Below are 17,994 nucleotides of genomic sequence, written 5' to 3'. Positions count from 1 at the left end.
GTCCAGCTTCCGGCCCGCCCCAGTGGACACCGGGGCGGGCGGCGGCAACCTCAGAACAGCAGGCCGAAGTAGTTGGCGCTCGCCTTGGCGCCCACGCAGACCTCGACGTCCGCGCTCCACGACTGCGTCGGGGGCGCGCCCGTGGCCTGGAAGAGGAACTCCAGCTCCTCCTGCTTCGCCAGGTCCAGCACGTCCACCGCGCCGCTGCTGGTGAGCACCAGCTTGTTCGTGGAGCCACTGGTGCCGGCGCGCCGGAACTCGCCCAGCAGCACGTACTCCGCGGAGCCCGGCTTGCGCACGGAGAGGCTCGCGCGCTCGATGCCGCTGATGTCCGTGCTGGCGGTGGCGTCGAAGAGCTTCAGCCGCAGCTCCGTCTTCACGTCGGCGTCCGCGGGCAGCGCGCTGGCGAAGTCACCCAGCGGAATCGTGAAGGACTGCTCCACGGATCCGGCGATGGGCGGGGAGGCGGGGAAGGAGAGGTCGTTCTCGGTCTTGCAGATGCGCTCGGCCTCCACCTCGATGTTGAAGAGCGAATCACAGCCCGTGCCCAGCAGGGCCACGGCGCCAGCGAGCAGGAGGGTGCGGAAGGAATTCGTTCGCATGTTCGGAAGGCTCCTGGCTCAGAAGAAGTAGACGATGAAGCCCAGCTTCACGGACGGGATGGTGGCCCGCAGGTGCATGGGGCCGGACGTGACGCTGGCGTCGCCGGACGCGTCCTGGAGCAGCGGCGTGGGGTTGGGCACGGTGAGCGCCACGTAGCTCAGGCCCACGTTCAGGAAGAAGTTGAAGCGGCTGTGCGTGCCCACCTCCAGGCCCACGCTGCCCGTCACGTAGTTGTAGGTGACGTCGCGGATGGCCTCCGACGTGGAGCTTGGTTCACGGCCCAGCCAGTCCAGCACCTCGCTGTACTCCGAACCGAAGTAGTGCCCGGCCTCCGCGTTGAGGGACGGCGCGATGAAGGTGTCCATGGGCAGGATGCTCAACCCGCCGCGCACGCCGATGCTGAGCGTGTTCGTGGTGGGGCCCGCGTGCAGCCGCAGCCAGTTCGTGGGGCGCACCACGGCGGACACGCCGATGCCGTGCGGCGCGCCCGCGTCCAGCATCAGGCCCACCTTGCGGGGCGAGTCGTCCTGGGCGAGCGCCGGGGTGGCGGTGCCCAACACCGCCAGGCACCCCAGGGCGATGCCGGAGGAGAGAAGGGAAGGGTGTCGTCGTCTCAAGGAAGCAGAGTCCATCGTCATGACGAAAGTTCCACGGTGAATGCCGGCCCGGTGGCCATTCTTCGCGGAAGGCGCGCGGAAATAGAAGCGGGACGGGCAGAACCCGTACGGGCTTTCCGGGATGCCCGTGACCCACCGTGGAGGGACTGCCCGGTTCCCGACATGTGGCGTGGTTCCTCAGGAACTGGGAATGCGTGCAATGCCTGTCAAATCACTGACGTCCTGTTCAATCCCATGGGTGATGTCCCGCCAGCCCACGTGATGCGAGCGTAGAATGAGGAGAGACGGTGGCGTGGCATTCGGGCCGGGAACCGGGGGGCCAAGGATGATCGACGAAGTCGATCTGCGCATGAAGGCGTGGGTGGGACGCATTGCCACGGATGCGCCGGTGCACCTGGGCGTGCCCGACCGCGAGTCCCTGGAACGGGGCGTCTGTCTTTACCTCCTGGAGCTGGGGCCCGCGCCCCTGAGCCGGGCGGGGAAGCGGGGCGCGCTGCAGTTCACCGTCTGCTACCTGGTGACGGTGGGCGCGGAGACGCCCGAGCGCGCGCACCGGCTGCTGGGGGACCTGCTCTTCGCGGCCATGAGTGACAAGGAATTGGAGGTGGACCTGAGCCCGGTGCCGGTGGCGCTGTGGGCGGGCTTGCGCGCGGTGCCGCGCCCCGCGTTCCGCCTGCGGGTACCTGTGCGCAAGGAGCAACCCCTGGCGGAGGTGCGGTGTCTGTCTTTGGTGGACGGAGCGTCCCCACCGGCTCCCCTGCTGGGGCGGGTGGTGGGGCCGGGTGACGAGCCCATCCGGGGCGCGTGGGTGGCGCTGCCCGCGCTTCAGTTGAGCACTCGTACGGATGCGCAGGGGCACTTCCACTTTCCCCGCCTGCCGCAGGGCGAGTCGCTGGGCCGGCTGGAGGTGCGCGCGGAAGGGGAGCTGGTGTCGATGGAGTCGGAGGCGCTGGCCACCGGGACGTCGCCGTTGATCATCCGGATGCCGGTGAAGGAGGCGTGACGATGCTCGCGGGGCCGCAAGCCGAGGCCATGGAGACGCGGCCTCGCGCGAGGCGGCACTTCGCCTGGGTGCTGTCGTTCGCGCGGTGGTTGAAGACCTGGGCGGAGCGGGTGCTCGCGGAGGATGCCGCGGCGCTGGCGAAGGCTGCGGCGGAGCTGAGGGGCGCGACCGTGCGCTCGCTGCCCCTGCGCGAGCCGGCCGTGGCGCTGCTGCCGGTGCCCACGTGGCCTCCCCAGTGGAAGCCCATGGAGCCTCGGGTCCCAGCGCCTCCGCTCGCCGAGCCTCCCACGACGCTCGCGGAAACGACGACCCCTCGCTTGAACATGCTGCGGTGTGTTCCGAGGGAGGGCGCGGTGCCGGATGGGGAGTCCGAGTCCGTGCCCCTCTCCGTGGTGCCACAGGTGCCCTTCGGCTTCGACGCGCAGGATCTGCTGCCCGCGGAGCCCGTGGCGGTGGTGGCCCTGCCGCCCTCGCCCGCGCAGCTGCTCCAGGCCGCCGCGATGGAGGCGCCGGACCTTCCGCCCGTCGCGCCAGTGGCGTTGCAGGAGGAGACGTCGCTCCCCAGGGACCCGGCGCGGGACCTCATCGCGCTCGTGAAGGAGTCCTTTGGCACGCCGACCCAGCCCTCCGTGCCCTGGTCCGAGGCGGAGGAGCCCTCGTCCGACGAGCCCGCCGACGCGGAGGAGATGCTGCGCCAGTGTGAGCGATTGGAGCTGGAGCCGACGGTCGAGTAGCGGCGGGACACGCGCGGACACAGTCCACGGCGCGCCCAGCGGCCCGGTGCGCGGAGGGCTATGCTGGCCGCCGCAATGTCCGAGCGGTCACGTCCCAGCGCTGCCCTGCCAGGCCTCATGGTGGCCGACATCGAGCGCCAGTTGGAGGGCCGCGCGGAGGTGCTCGCGGCGGCGCGGCGTCCGCACGCGGAGCTGGAGAAGGTGCTGTCCGGCCGGAGGTGGCGGCGCGCGCTGATGCGGCGTCCGGAGCTGGTGCCGGCGCTCGTGGCAGAAGCGGAGGCGGTGGAGGAGGCGTTGGAGCGCGTCCAGCGTCGTGCGGCGCAGGAAGGCTGGCCGGATGACACGCCCGTGTGGAGGGAAGCCCGGGAGTTGTTGGCGCGTCGAGAGCGGCTGACTCGGCTGGCGCGGCGCAGGTTGGACGTGCTGACGGTGGCGCCGGAGGACATGTCACTCGAAGAAGCGCTGACGCGGCTGGATGCGCTGGTGCGCCAACCCGCGAGTTGGGCGCTGAAGCCGGGGGAGGTGCTCGTCCACGAGACTTTCGCTCAGGGCTCTCAGCGGCGGAACAAAGCGAGGCAGCTTCGCTCGGAGCTGCCTCCGCATTACGGCTGGCGCCTGGGCGTCTTCTGGCTCGCGGCGTTCATGGCCTTCTTCCTTGCGCCTCCCGGGACGCAGAAGGTGGCAGGCGGCCTGTTCATGGCGCTCAGCATGGCGCCCGCTATCTGGGATCTGCTGCGCTCGGGGCATGCGCGGCTCACCAGCGAGCGGCTCTTGTGGAAGCCGCTCTTCGGCGCTCTCCAGGAGGTGCGGCTGGGAACCATCGGAGAGGGCGGTGTCCGGGTGGAGCGGGCGTGGGACGTGTGCGTGGTCGGCGACCGCCGGTGGCGCGCGCGCGGCATCTGGGAGGCGCCCGGGCTGGCCATGCTCATCGAGCTGCACCGTCAGCCCCCCTTGCGTGGTGCGGCCCGAGCGGGCGTGCGCCTGGACAGCGTGGCGGTGTTTTCCGCGAAGCTCGGCAAGCGGAAGGGGTTCTGCGTGCTGGGGCCCCAGGGCCTGTCCTTCATCCCGGAGGGACGGGGCTCCCAGGCCTTGCGGGCCGTCACCGGGCATCCCTCCACGCTGCGCGGTTTCGACTCCGACCAGGTGTTGGACGCGCTGCGCTGGCTGCCGGAGGCGGAGTTCGATGCCTGCGTGATGCGCATGGTGGAGGCCACTGGCGGCGTGGCCTGGCCCCGCGCGGACGCGCGCTACGTGCCGGGCTCTCCGGTGTGGCGGAGGATCCGCATCGAGCACGGGAACCTGGCGCTGACCGGCCGCGTGCAGTGGGACCAGCAGGATGCCACCGAACGGCTCCTGCGAGACTGGCCCCGGTAAAAGGGCCCGCGCCAACCAGGGTGCGCCTTTCACTGCGCCCCTGGGAATGGAGTCCTTGCCGCTGGGGCTCCAACCCCCTTCCCCGCGGGACATCATGAAAGCCAGACATCTACCCCACGCTCACCCTGCTCAAGGACATGGGGCTGGTGCGCGAACCCGAAACGACGGACACGCAGCGCAAGCTCTTCGCCATCACCGAGCAGGGCAAGGCGCTGCTCGCGGAGAACGTGAACGGCGTGGAAGGGCTGCTGCGACGGCTCGGAGAGGCCGGTGAGATTCGCGAGCGCACGGACGCGGCTCCCGTCCGGCGCGCCATGCAGAACCTGAAGAGCGTGCTGTTCGACACGCTGTCGCCCGGCGTCGACAAGAAGGTCGTGCTCGACGTGGCGGCGTTGAACGACGAGGCCGCGCAGAAGATCGAGAGGCTCCGCTCATGAACCCCCAGGACCTGCATCAAATCGTTCGCGTGCGCCACGAGCTGCGGCGGCGCAAGCTGGTGGTCCGCGGCGTGGAGTCCGTGACGCCCCGCATGCGGCGCATCCACTTCGCGTCGCCGGACCTCGCGGACTTCCACAGCCCGTCGCCGGATGACCACATCAAGCTGTTCTTCCCGAGGGCGGGCGACCAGGTGATGCGCGACTTCACGCCGCGCGCCCATGACAACCGCGGCCAGACGCTGACCATCGACTTCGCGCTGCATGGCTCCGGTCCCGCGACGGAGTGGGCCGCAAACGCGAAGGTCGGCGCCACGCTGGAGATCGGCGGACCGAAGGGCTCGCAGCTCGTGCCCGATGACTTCGACTGGTATCTGCTGATGGGAGACGAGAGCGCTCGGCCGCCGCGTGGAGCTGCTGCGCCCGGGGCGTGCCCGTGATGACCGTGGCCGTCGTCGCGAACGAGTCCGAGAAGCAGACCTTCGTCACGAAGGCCTCCTGGCAGCCGACCTGGATCGTGCGCGGCGAGCCGGGGCCGGGCGACGGCGCGCTGCTGCGCAAGGCGCTCGCCGCGTTCACGCCTCCGGCGGGAGATGGCTTCGTGTGGATCGCGGGCGAAGCGGAGTGGGTGCGCGACCTGCGGACCTGCGTCATCGAGGAGCGACAGCACCCGGCGGAATGGGTCAAGGCCGCGTCCTACTGGCACCGCGACGGAGGGCCCGGGCACGAGGGCCCTCGTCACTGAGGCCGTGGATGGCCGCCCCGGAGAGCAGTGACCGGACCCCCGGGGGCAATGCCCGGCCCCGACTGCGATGCGCACCGTCCGCATCCGGTGGAGCTTCCCACCGCGAAGGGCGGACACATGACCAGCGAAGAGACGAAGACAGGCCGGATTTCCGGCACCTACCTCACCACGCGCGACGGCACGCAGCTGTACTTCAAGGACTGGGGCCCCAGGGACGGACAGCCCGTCGTCTTCTCGCACGGCTGGCCGCTCACGTCCGACGCGTTCGAGGACCAGATGCTGTTCCTGTCCGAGCGGGGCTACCGCACCATCGCGCATGATCGCCGGGGGCACGGGCGGTCCTCCCAGCCGTGGGCGGGCCACGACATGGACACGTACGCGGACGACCTGGCGGAGCTCACCTCCGCGCTGGGGCTGCGCAAGGCCGTCCACGTGGGCCACTCCACCGGCGGCGGCGAGGTGGCGCGCTACATCGGGCGCCAGGGCACCGCGCGCGTGGCGAAGGCGGTGCTCATCGGCGCGGTGCCGCCCATCATGATCAAGACGGACTGGCACCCCAACGGCCTGCCCATGAAGGTCTTCGACGACATCCGCGCGGGCGTGCGCGGCGACCGCTCCAGCTTCTTCAAGGAGCTGAGCCTGGCGTTCTACGGCTTCAACCGGCCCGGCGCGAAGGTGTCGGAGGGCCTGCGCGAGAGCTTCCGCCTCCAGGGCCTGATGGGGAGCCTCAAGGCCGAATACGACTGCGTCAAGGCCTTCTCCGAGACGGACTTCCGCGCGGACCTGGCCCGCATCGACGTGCCCACGCTGGTGATGCACGGCGATGACGATCAGATCGTCCCCATTGACGGGGCGGGGCGCCTCAGCGCCACGCTCGTGAAGGGCGCGAAGCTCCAGGTCTACCCGGGCTTCAGCCACGGTATGTGCTCCGTCAACAAGGACGTCATCAACGAAGCACTGCTCTCCTTCCTCAAGGCATAGGGCTCACCGTTCCAGGGGGACGGGGGCGCGGCGTCAAGCCCGCGCCCGTGCGGGCCGGACCCCCGGGTTCGTTTCCCACACCGGGGCGGCCGTTCGCCCCTCGACGGAGCCCGGCCCGGCATGCGTCGGGGCCGGGCGCCCGCGCACCGTCGGGCTTGTCATGCCCCAGGGGGTGCAATACGCCTGGACCCATGTCCACCGCCGCGCTGCCCGCCGACTTCCTCCGCGCCATCGCCGAGTCCTTCCCCGCCGACTTCCTCACCCGGGAGCCCGCGGAGCTCCAGGAGTACGGCCGCGACTGGACGCGCGTGTACGCCCCGGCGCCGGGCGCGGTCGTCTTTCCGCGCACCACGGACGAGGTGGCCCGCTTCGTCGCGCTCTGCCACCAGCACCGCGTCGCGGTCGTGCCCTCCGGCGGGCGCACGGGCCTGGCGGGCGGGGCGGTGGCCCTGCACGGCGAGGTGGTGCTGTCCCTCAAGCGGATGACCCGCATGGAGCCCGTGGACCTGTTGGGCAACACCGTGCGCGTGCAGGCCGGCGCGGTGACGGAGGCCGTGCACCAGCACTGCGCGCCGCACGGGCTCACCTGGCCGGTGGACTTCGCGTCCAAGGGCAGCAGCACCGTGGGCGGCAACATCGCCACCAACGCGGGCGGCGTGAAGGTCATCCGCTACGGCCTCACCCGGCAGTGGGTGCTGGGCCTCCAGGTGGTGACGGCGCAGGGGCAGGTGCTGGAGCTCAACGGCGCGCTGGAGAAGAACAACACCGGCGCGGACCTGCGCCAGCTCTTCATCGGCAGCGAGGGCACGCTGGGCATCATCACGGAGGCCACGCTCAAGCTGACGCGGCTGCCGGGCAAGCAGGACGTCTTCCTCTTCGCGGTGCCGGACGTGGCCGCCGTGCTGCGGCTGTTCCGCGACGCGCGCCAGGCGCCCCTGGTGCTGTCCGCCTACGAGTTCTTCACCGACAGGTGCCTGGCCCGCGTGCAGCGCCACCGCAAGCTGCGCTCGCCCTTCGAGGCCCCCAGCGGCTGCTACGTCCTCCTGGAGTCCGAGGGAGGTGACCCGGCGGCGGTGGAGGCGTGGCTCGGCTCCCTCTTCGAGCGCGGGCTCGTCACCGACGGCACCCAGGCGCAGGGCGCGGCGCAGGCGCAGGGGCTGTGGGCGCTGCGCGAGTCCATCAGCGAGAGCCTCTCCGCCACGGGCGTGCTGCACAAGAACGACATCTCGCTGCCGGTGGCGAACCTGGAGGCGTTCTGCTCGGAGCTGGATGCCGTGTTCGCCAGCCGCTACCCGGGCTGGGAGATCTGCCTCTTCGGCCACATCGGCGACGGCAACCTGCACGTCAACGTGATGAAGCCGGATGGGGTGGAGCGCTCGGACTTCTTCGCCCACGCGAAGCAGTCCGACCACGCCATGTTCGACCTCGTGCGCAAGCACGGCGGCAGCATCTCCGCCGAGCACGGCATCGGCCTGCTCAAGAAGGACTACCTGGACTACACGCGCGCGCCCGGCGAGCTGGAGCTCCTGCGCACCCTCAAGCGCGCCCTGGACCCCGCCGGCATCTTGAACCCGGGGAAGATATTGGACGCCTGAGGGCGCCTGGTCCCCGGCGGGCGCTTCAGGACACGATGCGCGTCTTGATGTCCGTCTCCAGGCCGGCGATGGCCTCGCACACCTGGCGGGACACGTCCTGGTCCAGGTCCATCACCAGGTAGCCCACGTTGGCGTCCGTGCTGAGCACCTGCGCGTGGATGTTGGCGTTCAGGTCGGACACGATGCGGTTGATGTCACGCAGCACGCCCGGCGTGTTGCGGTGAACGTTGATGATGCGGTGGGTGCCCGGGTTGATGGGCGCCTCCACGTTGGGGAAGTTCACCGCGCCCGTCGTCGCGCCGCCCTTCACGAACTTCAGCAGCGACGTGGACACCTCCTTGCCGATGGACGCCTGCGCCTCCTCCGTGGAGCCGCCGATGTGCGGCGTGAGCACCACGTTGGGCAGCCCCTGCAGCTCCGTCACGAAGCCGTCCGAGTTGCCCTCCGGCTCCTCCGGGTACACGTCCACCGCCGCGCCGCCCAGGTGCTTGGAGCGCAGCGCCTGCGCCAGCGCCGGGATGTCCACCACCGTGCCGCGGCTCGCGTTGATGAGGCACGCGCCCGGCTTCATCGCCGCCAGCTGCTCCGCGCCAATCATCAGGTGCGTGGAGGCCAGCGCCGGCACGTGCAGCGTCACGAAGTCCGACTCCGCCAGCAGCGCGTTCAGCGTGGCCACCGACCGCGAGTTGCCCAAGGGCAGCTTCGTCATCACGTCGAAGTAGAGGACGCGCATGCCGAGCGCCTCCGCCAGCACGCCCAGCTGCGAGCCGATGTGCCCGTAGCCGATGATGCCCAGCGTCTTGCCGCGCACCTCGTGGCTGCCCGTGGCCACCTTGCGCCACTGCCCCGCGTGCACCTCGCGGCTGCGGTCGAAGAGCTGGCGCGTCAGCACCACCACCTCCGCCAGCACCATCTCCGCCACGCTGCGCGTGTTGCTGAACGGCGCGTTGAACACCGGCACGCCGTGCACGCTGGAGGCGAGCAGGTCAATCTGGTTGGTGCCGATGCAGAAGGCGCCAATCGCCAGGAGGTCGTGCGCGTACTTCAGCGACTCCTCCGGCACCGTCGTCTTGCTGCGGATGCCCAAGAGGTGCACGCCCTTGAGCCGCTCCGCCAGCTCCTCCGGCTTGAGCGCGGAGGACAGCCGCTCCACCTCGAAGCCCTCCGCCTTCAGCATCTCGTGGGCCGAGGCGTGGATGTTCTCCAGCAGCAGGACTCGCATCGGGCCCTCGTTGTTCACGGGGCGGCGGGGCGACGGCGGGAAGCGGGGTGTGCTCATGGCGCCTTGCGTTAGATCCCGCCCCCCAAGGTGTCAAGCCTTGGGTGGGGGAGGGAAGCCTCCAGGACGGTGGAGCTGGGGGCCAAAAGACACCGGGCCCGCCACTCCCCAGACTGGAGAGGGACGGGCCCGGAGGGTCGGCAGGGAAGCAGCGGGCTACTGGATGGTCCAGGCCACCGTGCCGCTGCACGCCTCGTTGCCGAAGCAGCCCACGCGGATCTGGTACGTGCCGCCCGCGCTCGCCGGCACGGTGTAGGCCGCGCGGGACAGCGAGCCGCACGCGTCGTCGTTGAACGTCACCTGCTGGCCGGCGGCGTTGAACAGGCGCACCACCGTGTCACCCGTGCCGGACGCGCCCGCCACGCCGCAGCTGCCGAAGGACAGCGTCTGGCCGGCCGCGAGCGTCACGTAGCCGTTCGCCGTGCCCGTCGTGGCGTTGGCGGTGTTGCTCACGTTGAAGTTGAACGAGCCCTGGGTGGCCGCGCTGGCCTGGCCCATCTCCCAGGCCACCGTGCCGGCGCAGCTGCCGTTCTGGTAGCAGCCGGCGCGGACCTCATAGGCGCCCGCGACGGTGGCGGTGAAGGTGATCTTCGAGCCGTAGCCGGTGGCGCAGCCGTCGTCGTTGAAGGCGACCTCCGTGCCGGACGGGCCGCGCAGGCGCAGGTAGGAGTCGCCGCTGGTGAGGGCCGCGCCGGTGACGCCGCAGGTGCCCACGGTGAGCTTCTGGCCGGCCGCGAGCGTCACCGTGCCGTTGACGGTGTTGCGCGTGGCGCTGGCGGTGTTGGTCGCGGTGAAGTCGAACTTCGTCGGCGGGGGCGGCGTGGTGTTGCACAGCCGCTGGCTGGTGTTGGCCGCGCAGAACGCCGTGATGGCGTTGGCCACGTAGGTGATCTCCTCGCCGCCGCAGCCCGTCTCGCTGCACACGTTGACCTCGTTGCAGTTCGCGCCCGCGCGCGGCACGTAGTCCTCGTCGCCGCGCACCAGGATGCCCGCCACGGTGTAGGTGCCCGTCTCGTACACGCCGGAGCCGGAGTTGCCCGCGAAGGTGTCCGTGGTGGCGACGAAGTAGTCCTTGGCGCTGGCGTTGGCCGTGCGCACGGAGCCGCCCGAGTCGATCTTGAACGGGATGCCGCTGCCGCTGCCGATGACGGCCACGTTCTGGCCCACCGTCAGCGCGGTGTTGCCCGCGCGCACCGGGGCGGGGGTGAAGCGCGGCGTCGCCGGGCGGTCCAGCCGCAGGATGGCGTAGTCCACGCTGGACGCCGTCTCCTTGCGCACCACGATGCTCTTGCAGGAGAAGACGTCCTGGCTGGTGATGGTCTCCACCGTGTTGTCGCCCGTCTTGTAGAACTTGAAGACGAAGCGCGTGTCCGCGCACTCCGCCGCGTTCGTCACGCAGTGGCCCGCGGTGAGCACCAGGTCATCGTCGATGAGCGTGCCTGAGCAGAAGGCCGGCGCCGGGTCGTTGTAGAAGCGCTGGTCGCTGCACAGCCCCTCCCACTCGGACAGCGGCGTCTGGTCCACGATGATGTTGTTCGGGTTCGTGGTGTCCATGAAGTCCGGCGTCAGCAGCGCCACGGTGGACTGCCGGGCCCGGTCCCGCAGGGTCGCGTCCGGGTGCGCGTAGACGTCCATGCGGTCGTCCTTGCCGTAGACGACCGGCGCGCTGGACTCGGTCAGCGCGGGCTGCTCTCCGGGCGCGCCCGACTCGGGGGCCGGCCCGCAGGCCAGCGCGGTGAGGGTACAGAACAGGGAACCGAGCAGCTTCGCCCGGGAGGTGGTGGCGGACACGGACATGCGGGGTGACTCCTGACGGGTACTGCGACAGACACAGCGAAGAAAGGGGGTGTCACTGGAAGACGTGGACGGACCCGGGCGGTCGCAAGGGAGGTCCGGGGGGAGGGGACGTCGGGGGTGCTTCAGTCGGCGTCGGGGGCTTCGAGCCAGGACAGCGCTTCCGAGCGCGTCTCGAAGGTCTTGGCCGGGATGGTGAGGCCGGCGGCCTTGGTCATGCGCCACGCCTGCAGGCCGCTGCCGGGGTCGCTGACCACGCGCGCGGAGCGCTTCATGCCGTTGTGCTGGGCGTAGGCGTTCAGCCGCGCCATCTCCCCCACCACCTCGGAGGGCATCTTCCGCAGCTTCGACTGGTCCACCAGCGCGGACCACTCCGCGCCCCCGCGGGCGGTGATGTCCTTCTTCAGTTGCTCGACGTACTCGGAGACATCCTTCGGCGTCACTTCCGACGGGTAGATGATCTCGATGATGTCGTGGGGCAGGTGGGCGATTTCAATCTTCATGCGCGGCTTGCGGCTCTCTTCCTGGCGAGGCGCGCCATCCTAACCGCGCTTGCTGTCGCCGGATACCGCACCCCCGCAATCCTTTCCGCCCGGGGGAGGGGTTGTCGGACCTTGCGGGTAGAACCGTGACAGGCGGGCAACGGGGACCCACTGCGTCACGCCACGTGCGGCCGGTATGGGCCAGGCGGTGCGCGGCGGCCCGGCCGGCTGGCTGGAGCGGGAGCTGGCGAAGGGCGCGGGCGCGGGAAGTGGATGCCCTCCGCTCCCAGGTTGTCAGGATGATGCGTATGCGCCAGCCCATCCTGTCGGTCCATGGCGCGGCTTCTCCGGTCGCGTCCGAAGCCAACCGCCTCGTCCTGGTGAATCCGCCCGGGGAGGATGCGGTCCCCTCGGAGGAGGCGTTCCTGGAGGCCCGGGAGTGGCTGGACGCCCTGCACGCCCGGATGCAGGAGGGGCCGGATGAGGTGCTGCACGCCGGCATGACGGCGCTGCACGGGGGGCTCATCCAGCGGCGGCGGCGCTGGAGCCCGGAGGTGTGGAAGCGCTTCTGCCTGGAGCTGGCGCGCAAGCACCCCCTGCGCCCCTTCCTGCACCAGTGTCCCTTCACCCGGCACGCCTTCGAGCGGCCGCGCGGCTACGCGGGCGACGCGGCCCTCATCGACTACCTCTACATGGACCACGCTGCGGACGAGCTGCACGCGGGGCGCGAAATCTACCGCTACATGCATGGGCAGCCCTCCGCGCGCAGCGTGCGCGAGCGCCGGGAGCTGCTGGCGCGGAAGATGGACGAGACGGCCGAGCGGCGGCCCGACGGGCGCGTGCTGTCGGTGGCGTGCGGGCACCTGCGGGAGGCCGAGTCGTCGCGCGCGGTGGTGGAGCGCCGGCTCCAGGAACTCATCGCGTTCGACCAGGACCCGGTGAGCCTGGCGGAGATTTCGCGCCTGCACCCGGAGGGCGTCGTGCGGACGGTGTGCGGCTCGGTCCGCTCGCTGCTCGGGGGCAAGGTGGCGTTCCGCGACCTGGACTTCGCGTACTCCGCCGGGCTGTACGACTACCTGACGGACTCCGTGGCCGCCCGGCTGACCGCGCTGCTCTTCCACATGCTGCGTCCGGGGGGGCGCCTGCTGGTGGCCAACTTCGCGGTGCATCCGCCGGAGACGGGCTACATGGAGGCCTTCATGGACTGGTGGCTCACCTACCGGGACGAGGACGGCATGCGCCGCCTCCTGGCGGAGACGCCGCTGGAGCAGGTGGACCGCGTGCGGCTGTTCCGCGACTCGCAGGACAACGTCATCTACCTGGAGGTCACGCGCCGGTAGTCAGTGCATGGGAGCGCCGGAGCGGGGCAGGGCGACGGTGAAGGTGGAGCCCTGCTCCGGGGCGCTGGCGACGTCGATGTTGCCGCCCAGCGCCTGGACGATTTCGCGGACGATCCACAGGCCCAGCCCGAAGCCGCCGTAGTGGCGCACGGAGACGGCGCGCTCGAAGCGCTCGAAGATGCGCGCCCGGTCCTCCTCCGCGATGCCGATGCCGTGGTCGCGCACCTCCAGCCGCACGCGCGTCGCGTCGCCGTCCAGCGTCACCTCCACCGGCTTGCCCGCGCCGTACTTCATGGCGTTGGTCAAAAGGTTGCCCACCACCTGCTCCAGCCGGAGCGCGTCCCAGTGGCCCACCAGCCGGGGCTTGCTGGCCTCAAGGCGCACCTCGCACTCCGCGCGGGCCAGGGCCTCGCGGTGGCGCTCCAGCTGGCCGCGCACCAGCGCCACCAGGTCCACGTCCTCGCGCTTGATGTGCAGCTGGCCCTGCGCGATGCGGGAGATGTCCAGCAGGTCGTTGACCAGCTTCCCCAGCCGCTGCGTCTGCGCGTAGGCGGACTCCAGCTTCGCGGTCAGCTTCTCCGGCGGCAGGGGGGCGCCCTTCGCCTTGGCCTGGAGCCCCTGGATGTGCAGCTGCAGCGACGTGAGCGGCGTCTTCAGTTCGTGCGCGGCGATGGAGAGGAAGTCGTCGCGGCGGCGCACCGCCTCCTGCTCCTCGCGATAGAGGCGGCCCTGCTCCTCGGAGAGGGCGTTGACGCGCTCGAAGTTCTCCGCGTTCTCCAGCGCCGCGCCCGCGAGCACCGCCACGAAGGACGCCAGGCGCTCCTCGTCCTCGCCGAACAGCGCGCCCACCTTGCGGTGGCTGGCCACCACGCAGGCCACCGTGTTGCCGCGCACCTGGAGCGGCGCGCACAGCAGGGAGCGCACCCCGAGCAGCTCCATGCTCTCACTGATGCCGCCGGGCAGCCCCTGGCCCAGCACGGTGATGCGGCCCGTCTCCAGCGCGCGTGCGAGCGCGGTGCGGCTGAGGCCCTGGCTCCTCGCGTCCTCCTCGGGCACCACCGCGCGCGGGTCCACCACGGCGCAGCGCTCCGCGCGCAGCAGCTCCTGCATGGACTGGCGCGCCGTTTCGAAGACGGCCTCGCGCGACAGGGCGGAGGCGAGCCTCCGCCCCACCTCCAGCACGCGCGGGAAGCGGTCCACCAGCGAGAGCGTCTCCACGCCGGCGGGGACCTGCTCCGCCTCCGCGTGCAGGCCGCCCTCCATGGCCTCCAGCTCGCGCGCGGCGGTCTCCAGGTCGCGCGCGGCTCCGGGCCAGCCCTGCACCCGGCCCACCTCGCCGCGCGCCTGGAGCGTCAGCGCGCGCTCCTGGCGCATCTCCAGCTGGAGGGCCACGCGCAGGGACTCATCCAGGTGCTTGCGGGCCCGCGCGGGCCGGCCGCGCAGCGCGCACATCAGGCCGCGCTCGCGCAGGGCGTGGGGCAGGTTGTTGCGGTAGGTGCGCGCGATGTCGTGGGCGCGCTTCGCCACGGCGTCCGCCTCCTTCAGCCGCCGGTCGCGCTGCCTGGGGTCGAGCGGGCTGGTCTGCTGGGCCAGGCGCCTGCGCGCGGTGGCGAGCCACGGGGTGATGGGGGCCACGTATTCCTGGCGCAGGTTCGCGTCCTCCACCACGCGCTCGGCGCGCTCCAGCACCTCCGCGGCGCGCGCCGGTTCATTCTCGCGAAGCAGGCGCAGGCCCTCCGCCTGGAGCACGCCCGCGAAGGACTGCGGGTCGGTGGCGGTGGGCGCCGCCAGCTCCGTCTCCAGGAGCGCCGCGGGGATGCGGCCCCCGGTGGACTTGGCCCACGCCTCCAGGCCCAGGCGCAGCGAGTACCGGTCCCCCAGCGCGAGCGCCGCCGCGTGCAGCTTCTGGCTCACCGCCGCGGCCTCCTCCAGGCGGCCCAGCCGGTAGAGCGACATGGCGATCTGGAAGGTGGCGTTGTTCACCTCCCACGGGTCGCCGGTGCGCTCCAGCAGGCGCACCGCCTCGCGGCACTTCTCGATGCAGTCCTTGAAGCGCGACGAGGCGTAGAGGGCCAGGCCGTAGAAGTGCAGCGACTGGCCCTGGCCCCACACGTCGCCCAGCTGCTGGCGCAGGGCCAGGGACTTCTCCGCGTAGGCATACGCGCGCTGGAACCAGGGCAGGGTGGTGAGCGCGGGCGAGTGCGCGGAGTACGCCTGCGCCAGCTCCGGCGTGGGCGGGTAGCGCTCCGCCAGGTTCATGTCGCGCAGGTGCGCCCACAGCACCGCGGCGCGGCCCCGCTGGTACCAGTAGCCGTACGCGAGCCGGCTGTAGAGGTTGACTGCGAGCAGGTCCTCCTCGCCTCGCGCCAGGGGCTTGCGGCCCAGCCACAGGCGCGGCGCCACGGTGTGCGCGGCCTGCGTGAGGATCTCCCACGCGGCGCTGGCGCCGGTGGCCAGCGTGCCGGGCGGCACCCAGCGGCCCAGCAGCTTCAGGCCCTGCTCCAGGTAGGCGTTGGCCTGCACCGTCTGGCCGCGCTTGAAGGCGAGCTCGCCCAGGTGGCCCAGCGTGCGGCCCTGCTCCAGCCTGTCTCGCGCCAGGGCCTGCGCGGCCTCCAGCTGCCGCTGCGCCTCGTCGTAGCGGCCGCGCATCATCAGCGCGGTGCCCAGCCCGGACGCGATGCGATAGCGGGTGTGGGCGTCCGCGCCCGCCGCGCCGCGCTCGGCGATGCGGTAGTTCACCTCCGCGGAGTCCAGCGAGAAGCGCTGGCGCGCCTGCTCCGCGGCCACCAGCGCGTAGGGCAGGGCCTGGGCGCTCTCGCCCGCCGCGTCGAAGTGGTAGGCCAGCTCGAAGGGGTCGGTGGGCGCGGACTGCTGCGCGGCCCTGGCGGCCAGCCGGTGCAGCTCCCGGCGCTCCTCCGGGGACATCAGGTCCAGCAGCACCTCGCGCAGCTTGTCGTGCACGAAGGTGGAGCGCGTCCCTTCCGTCCACAGCATGTGCCGGCGGCGCGGCGGCTCCAGCGCGGTGGTGACGGCCTCCAGCGGCGTGCCGGACAGGGCCGCCACCACCTTCGCGTCGAAGGACTTGCCCAGCACGGCGCCCACGCTGAGCACGTGCAGGGACTCCGGCGGCAAGAGGCGCAGGCGCCGCACCAGGAAGGTGGCCGCCTGCCGCGACGAGCGCGCGTGCGCCATCGCCTCCGGCTGCACGCGCCAGCCGTCCGGGCCGGGCATGAGGACGCCATCCTCCACCAGCCCGTGCAGCACCGCGGAGGCCATGAACGGGTTGCCCTCCGCCAGCCGCGTCACCTGCTCCACGGCCTCCGGCGGCAGCACGCCGGCCATGGACTCCGCCAGCAGCGCCACCTCCGCCGCGCCGAAGGCGGACAGCTTCAGGTGCGCGCCCGGAGCGAGCCGCCGCAGCACGTGGGCCGCGTGGATGTCCTCGCTGCGGAAGGACACGATGAGGAGCAGCCTCCCGTCCCCGGCGTGGCGGCCCTGCGACCACGCCTCCAGCGCGCGCAGCGTGAGCGTGTCCGCCCACTGGCAGTCCTCCAGCACCACCACCGCGGGCGCGTCCGGCGTGCCCAGCGCGTTCAGGAGCGCGGTGAGGTTCCAGACGCTGCGGCCCTCGCTCAGGGACTCCGGCCCCAGCCCCTGGGATTGCGGCGCCCGCGCGCCGGGGAAGAACACCTCCGTGAGCGTGGGCAGCACCGTGCACAGGCCGGCCTCCTGGCCCGCGAGCCGCTCGCGCAGCAGCGCACCCAGCGCGGGCTTCGCGCGCGCGGCGGCGGCGATGCCCTCCGCCACTCCCGCGAAGAGCTGGAAGGGGCGCTGCGCGGCCTGGTCCTGCGCCTGCCCATGCAGCACCCACGCGCGCTGGCCCGCGGCCCGCGCGGAGAGCTCCTCCAAGAGCCGGCTCTTGCCCGCGCCGGACTCGCCCTCCACCACCACGGCGCGCGAGCCGTCCTCGCGCACGCGCTCCAGCTCGCGCTCCAGCGTCGCCAGCTCCTCGCGGCGGCCCACGAAGGACGGCTCGGTGAGGCTCTGCCGGTGGTCGTGCGCGCCGGTGACGAGCGCGGGCTCCGCCTCACCGCGGGACAGCGCGGCCTCCAGCGCGTCCAGGTCCGCGAGCGCGGCGTCCGCGGACTGGTAGCGGTCGCGCGGGTCGGTCTGGCTCAGGCGGGCGATGAGCTCCTCCATCGCCAGCGGCACCTCCACGCCCACCGCCCTCAAGCGCGGGCGTGAGTCGAGGTGCAGCCGCAGCACCTCGCCCACGGTCGCGCCCTCCAGCGCGGGGCGGCCCGACAGCGCTTCGAAGAGCACCAGCCCCACGGCGTACAGGTCCGACGGCGCCTCCACCGGCTGGTTGATGAGCCCCGCCTGCTCCGGCGCCAGGTAGCGCGCGGTGCCCACGGGCAGGTCGCGCAGGGACGGATCCAACCGCTCGCTGCGCGACAGGCCGAAGTCGGTGAGCCACGCGGCGGACATCGGCGGGTCGCGCACCAGGATGTTGGAGGGCTTCACGTCGCGGTGCAGGACGCCCTCGCGGTGCGCCTCCGCGAGCGCCTGGAGCAGCCGCTGCCCCAGCACGATGGCCTCCGGCAGGGACAGGGGGCCGCGCAGCAGGCGCGCTTCCAGTGTCTCTCCATCCACCCACGGCGTGACGAGGTAGAGCAGGTCGGCGGAGGTGCCCAGGGCGCGCACGGGCACGAGCGCGGGGCCATGCAGCCGCGACAGCACCTCCGCCTCGTGCTCCAGCCGGTGGCGGGCCGTGGGGACGAACGAGGCCAGCGGCGTCACCTTCACGAGCACGCGCTCACGCGTGAGCAGATCCAACCCCTGCCAGGTGGAGATGCCCCGGCCGGCCTTGAGCCGCTGGCGCAGCTCGTAGCGGTTGCCCAGCCGCTGGCCCGGGTGTGGCTCCCTGGGGGGGTCGCCGGCCTGTTGGAAGCCTTGCGCCATTCAGTGCCCTCGCGAGCCCCCCGACCCTGCCGCTCCGGCGGCGCGGTCGGC

The 17,994-nt window shown here is 71.9% G+C and carries 15 protein-coding genes; 9 read left to right on the top strand and 6 right to left on the bottom strand.

Annotated elements, in window-relative coordinates; translation table 11 throughout:
- Window positions 1–50: 50 nt before the first annotated feature.
- Both KYK13_RS33755 and KYK13_RS33750 read right to left on the bottom strand, forming a co-directional pair.
- Window positions 51–602 carry a hypothetical protein gene (locus KYK13_RS33755; RefSeq protein WP_223638267.1) on the bottom strand — a complete coding sequence of 184 codons (552 nt, stop codon included), beginning with the start codon at window positions 600–602 and terminating at the stop codon, window positions 51–53.
- 18 nt (window positions 603–620) lie between these two features.
- Window positions 621–1,220, bottom strand: coding sequence for a hypothetical protein (locus tag KYK13_RS33750; RefSeq protein WP_223638264.1), 600 nt, complete (start codon window positions 1,218–1,220; stop codon window positions 621–623).
- A 325-nt stretch (window positions 1,221–1,545) separates the two neighbouring features.
- On the opposite strand from KYK13_RS33750, the gene KYK13_RS33745 reads away from it, so the two are divergent.
- From KYK13_RS33745 to KYK13_RS33710, 8 genes are all read left to right on the top strand, one after another.
- Window positions 1,546–2,223, top strand: a complete 678-nt coding sequence (locus KYK13_RS33745) for a carboxypeptidase-like regulatory domain-containing protein (protein WP_223638261.1) — start codon at window positions 1,546–1,548, stop codon at window positions 2,221–2,223.
- On the top strand, window positions 2,220–2,957 hold the full coding sequence (locus KYK13_RS33740) for a hypothetical protein (RefSeq protein WP_223638259.1): 738 nt from the start codon (window positions 2,220–2,222) through the stop codon (window positions 2,955–2,957). The genes KYK13_RS33745 and KYK13_RS33740 overlap by 4 nt, the downstream gene beginning before the upstream one ends.
- Window positions 2,958–3,074: 117 nt before the next feature.
- On the top strand, window positions 3,075–4,331 hold the full coding sequence (locus KYK13_RS33735) for a hypothetical protein (protein WP_223638257.1): 1,257 nt from the start codon (window positions 3,075–3,077) through the stop codon (window positions 4,329–4,331).
- Between the two features lie 107 nt (window positions 4,332–4,438).
- Window positions 4,439–4,768 carry a helix-turn-helix transcriptional regulator gene (locus KYK13_RS33730; protein ID WP_223646896.1) on the top strand — a complete coding sequence of 110 codons (330 nt, stop codon included), beginning with the start codon at window positions 4,439–4,441 and terminating at the stop codon, window positions 4,766–4,768.
- Entirely contained in the window at window positions 4,765–5,205 is a 441-nt protein-coding gene (locus KYK13_RS33725) for a siderophore-interacting protein (protein WP_223638255.1), read from the top strand. Before KYK13_RS33730 ends, KYK13_RS33725 begins: the two co-directional genes overlap by 4 nt.
- A complete protein-coding gene (locus KYK13_RS33720; protein ID WP_223638252.1) occupies window positions 5,205–5,510 on the top strand; it encodes a siderophore-interacting protein in 306 nt (101 codons plus the stop codon). The genes KYK13_RS33725 and KYK13_RS33720 overlap by 1 nt, the downstream gene beginning before the upstream one ends.
- Window positions 5,511–5,627: 117 nt before the next feature.
- The gene (locus KYK13_RS33715; RefSeq protein ID WP_223638248.1) at window positions 5,628–6,491 is read left to right on the top strand and encodes an alpha/beta fold hydrolase; all 864 of its coding nucleotides are present in this window, start codon (window positions 5,628–5,630) and stop codon (window positions 6,489–6,491) included.
- A 191-nt stretch (window positions 6,492–6,682) separates the two neighbouring features.
- Window positions 6,683–8,086: an FAD-binding oxidoreductase gene (locus KYK13_RS33710; protein WP_223638246.1), complete on the top strand. Its 1,404-nt coding sequence runs from the start codon at window positions 6,683–6,685 to the stop codon at window positions 8,084–8,086.
- Between the two features lie 25 nt (window positions 8,087–8,111).
- Here the strand turns inward: KYK13_RS33710 and serA are convergent, their stop codons facing one another.
- The 3 genes from serA to KYK13_RS33695 all read right to left on the bottom strand — a co-directional run bounded on the left by serA (window position 8,112) and on the right by KYK13_RS33695 (window position 11,662).
- Entirely contained in the window at window positions 8,112–9,365 is a 1,254-nt protein-coding gene (gene serA / locus KYK13_RS33705; RefSeq protein WP_223638245.1) for a phosphoglycerate dehydrogenase, read from the bottom strand.
- A 156-nt stretch (window positions 9,366–9,521) separates the two neighbouring features.
- Window positions 9,522–11,162 carry a trypsin-like peptidase domain-containing protein gene (locus KYK13_RS33700; RefSeq protein WP_223638244.1) on the bottom strand — a complete coding sequence of 547 codons (1,641 nt, stop codon included), beginning with the start codon at window positions 11,160–11,162 and terminating at the stop codon, window positions 9,522–9,524.
- A gap of 122 nt (window positions 11,163–11,284) precedes the next feature.
- The gene (locus KYK13_RS33695) at window positions 11,285–11,662 is read right to left on the bottom strand and encodes an STAS/SEC14 domain-containing protein (protein ID WP_223638243.1); all 378 of its coding nucleotides are present in this window, start codon (window positions 11,660–11,662) and stop codon (window positions 11,285–11,287) included.
- A 287-nt stretch (window positions 11,663–11,949) separates the two neighbouring features.
- Between KYK13_RS33695 and KYK13_RS33690 the strand changes: the two genes are divergently transcribed.
- The gene (locus KYK13_RS33690; RefSeq protein WP_223638242.1) at window positions 11,950–12,981 is read left to right on the top strand and encodes a class I SAM-dependent methyltransferase; all 1,032 of its coding nucleotides are present in this window, start codon (window positions 11,950–11,952) and stop codon (window positions 12,979–12,981) included.
- Here the strand turns inward: KYK13_RS33690 and KYK13_RS33685 are convergent, their stop codons facing one another.
- Window positions 12,982–17,943, bottom strand: a complete 4,962-nt coding sequence (locus tag KYK13_RS33685) for a BREX system ATP-binding domain-containing protein (RefSeq protein WP_223638241.1) — start codon at window positions 17,941–17,943, stop codon at window positions 12,982–12,984.
- Window positions 17,944–17,994 lie beyond the last annotated feature (51 nt).

Origin of the sequence: Corallococcus sp. EGB, from assembly GCF_019968905.1 — a bacterium.
Taxonomy (GTDB): domain Bacteria; phylum Myxococcota; class Myxococcia; order Myxococcales; family Myxococcaceae; genus Corallococcus.
Note: the sequence above shows the minus strand (reverse complement) of the source record. Positions and strands in the feature narration are given on the sequence as shown.

Coding starts and splice junctions, on each gene's coding strand:
- KYK13_RS33755 (WP_223638267.1), bottom strand. CDS start 602: ATGCGAACGAATTCCTTCCGCACCCTCCTGCTCGCTGGCGCCGTGGCC.
- KYK13_RS33745 (WP_223638261.1), top strand. CDS start 1,546: ATGATCGACGAAGTCGATCTGCGCATGAAGGCGTGGGTGGGACGCATT.
- KYK13_RS33735 (WP_223638257.1), top strand. CDS start 3,075: ATGGTGGCCGACATCGAGCGCCAGTTGGAGGGCCGCGCGGAGGTGCTC.
- KYK13_RS33725 (WP_223638255.1), top strand. CDS start 4,765: ATGAACCCCCAGGACCTGCATCAAATCGTTCGCGTGCGCCACGAGCTG.
- KYK13_RS33720 (WP_223638252.1), top strand. CDS start 5,205: ATGACCGTGGCCGTCGTCGCGAACGAGTCCGAGAAGCAGACCTTCGTC.
- KYK13_RS33715 (WP_223638248.1), top strand. CDS start 5,628: ATGACCAGCGAAGAGACGAAGACAGGCCGGATTTCCGGCACCTACCTC.
- KYK13_RS33710 (WP_223638246.1), top strand. CDS start 6,683: ATGTCCACCGCCGCGCTGCCCGCCGACTTCCTCCGCGCCATCGCCGAG.
- serA (WP_223638245.1), bottom strand. CDS start 9,365: ATGAGCACACCCCGCTTCCCGCCGTCGCCCCGCCGCCCCGTGAACAAC.
- KYK13_RS33700 (WP_223638244.1), bottom strand. CDS start 11,162: ATGTCCGTGTCCGCCACCACCTCCCGGGCGAAGCTGCTCGGTTCCCTG.
- KYK13_RS33695 (WP_223638243.1), bottom strand. CDS start 11,662: ATGAAGATTGAAATCGCCCACCTGCCCCACGACATCATCGAGATCATC.
- KYK13_RS33690 (WP_223638242.1), top strand. CDS start 11,950: ATGCGCCAGCCCATCCTGTCGGTCCATGGCGCGGCTTCTCCGGTCGCG.
- KYK13_RS33685 (WP_223638241.1), bottom strand. CDS start 17,943: ATGGCGCAAGGCTTCCAACAGGCCGGCGACCCCCCCAGGGAGCCACAC.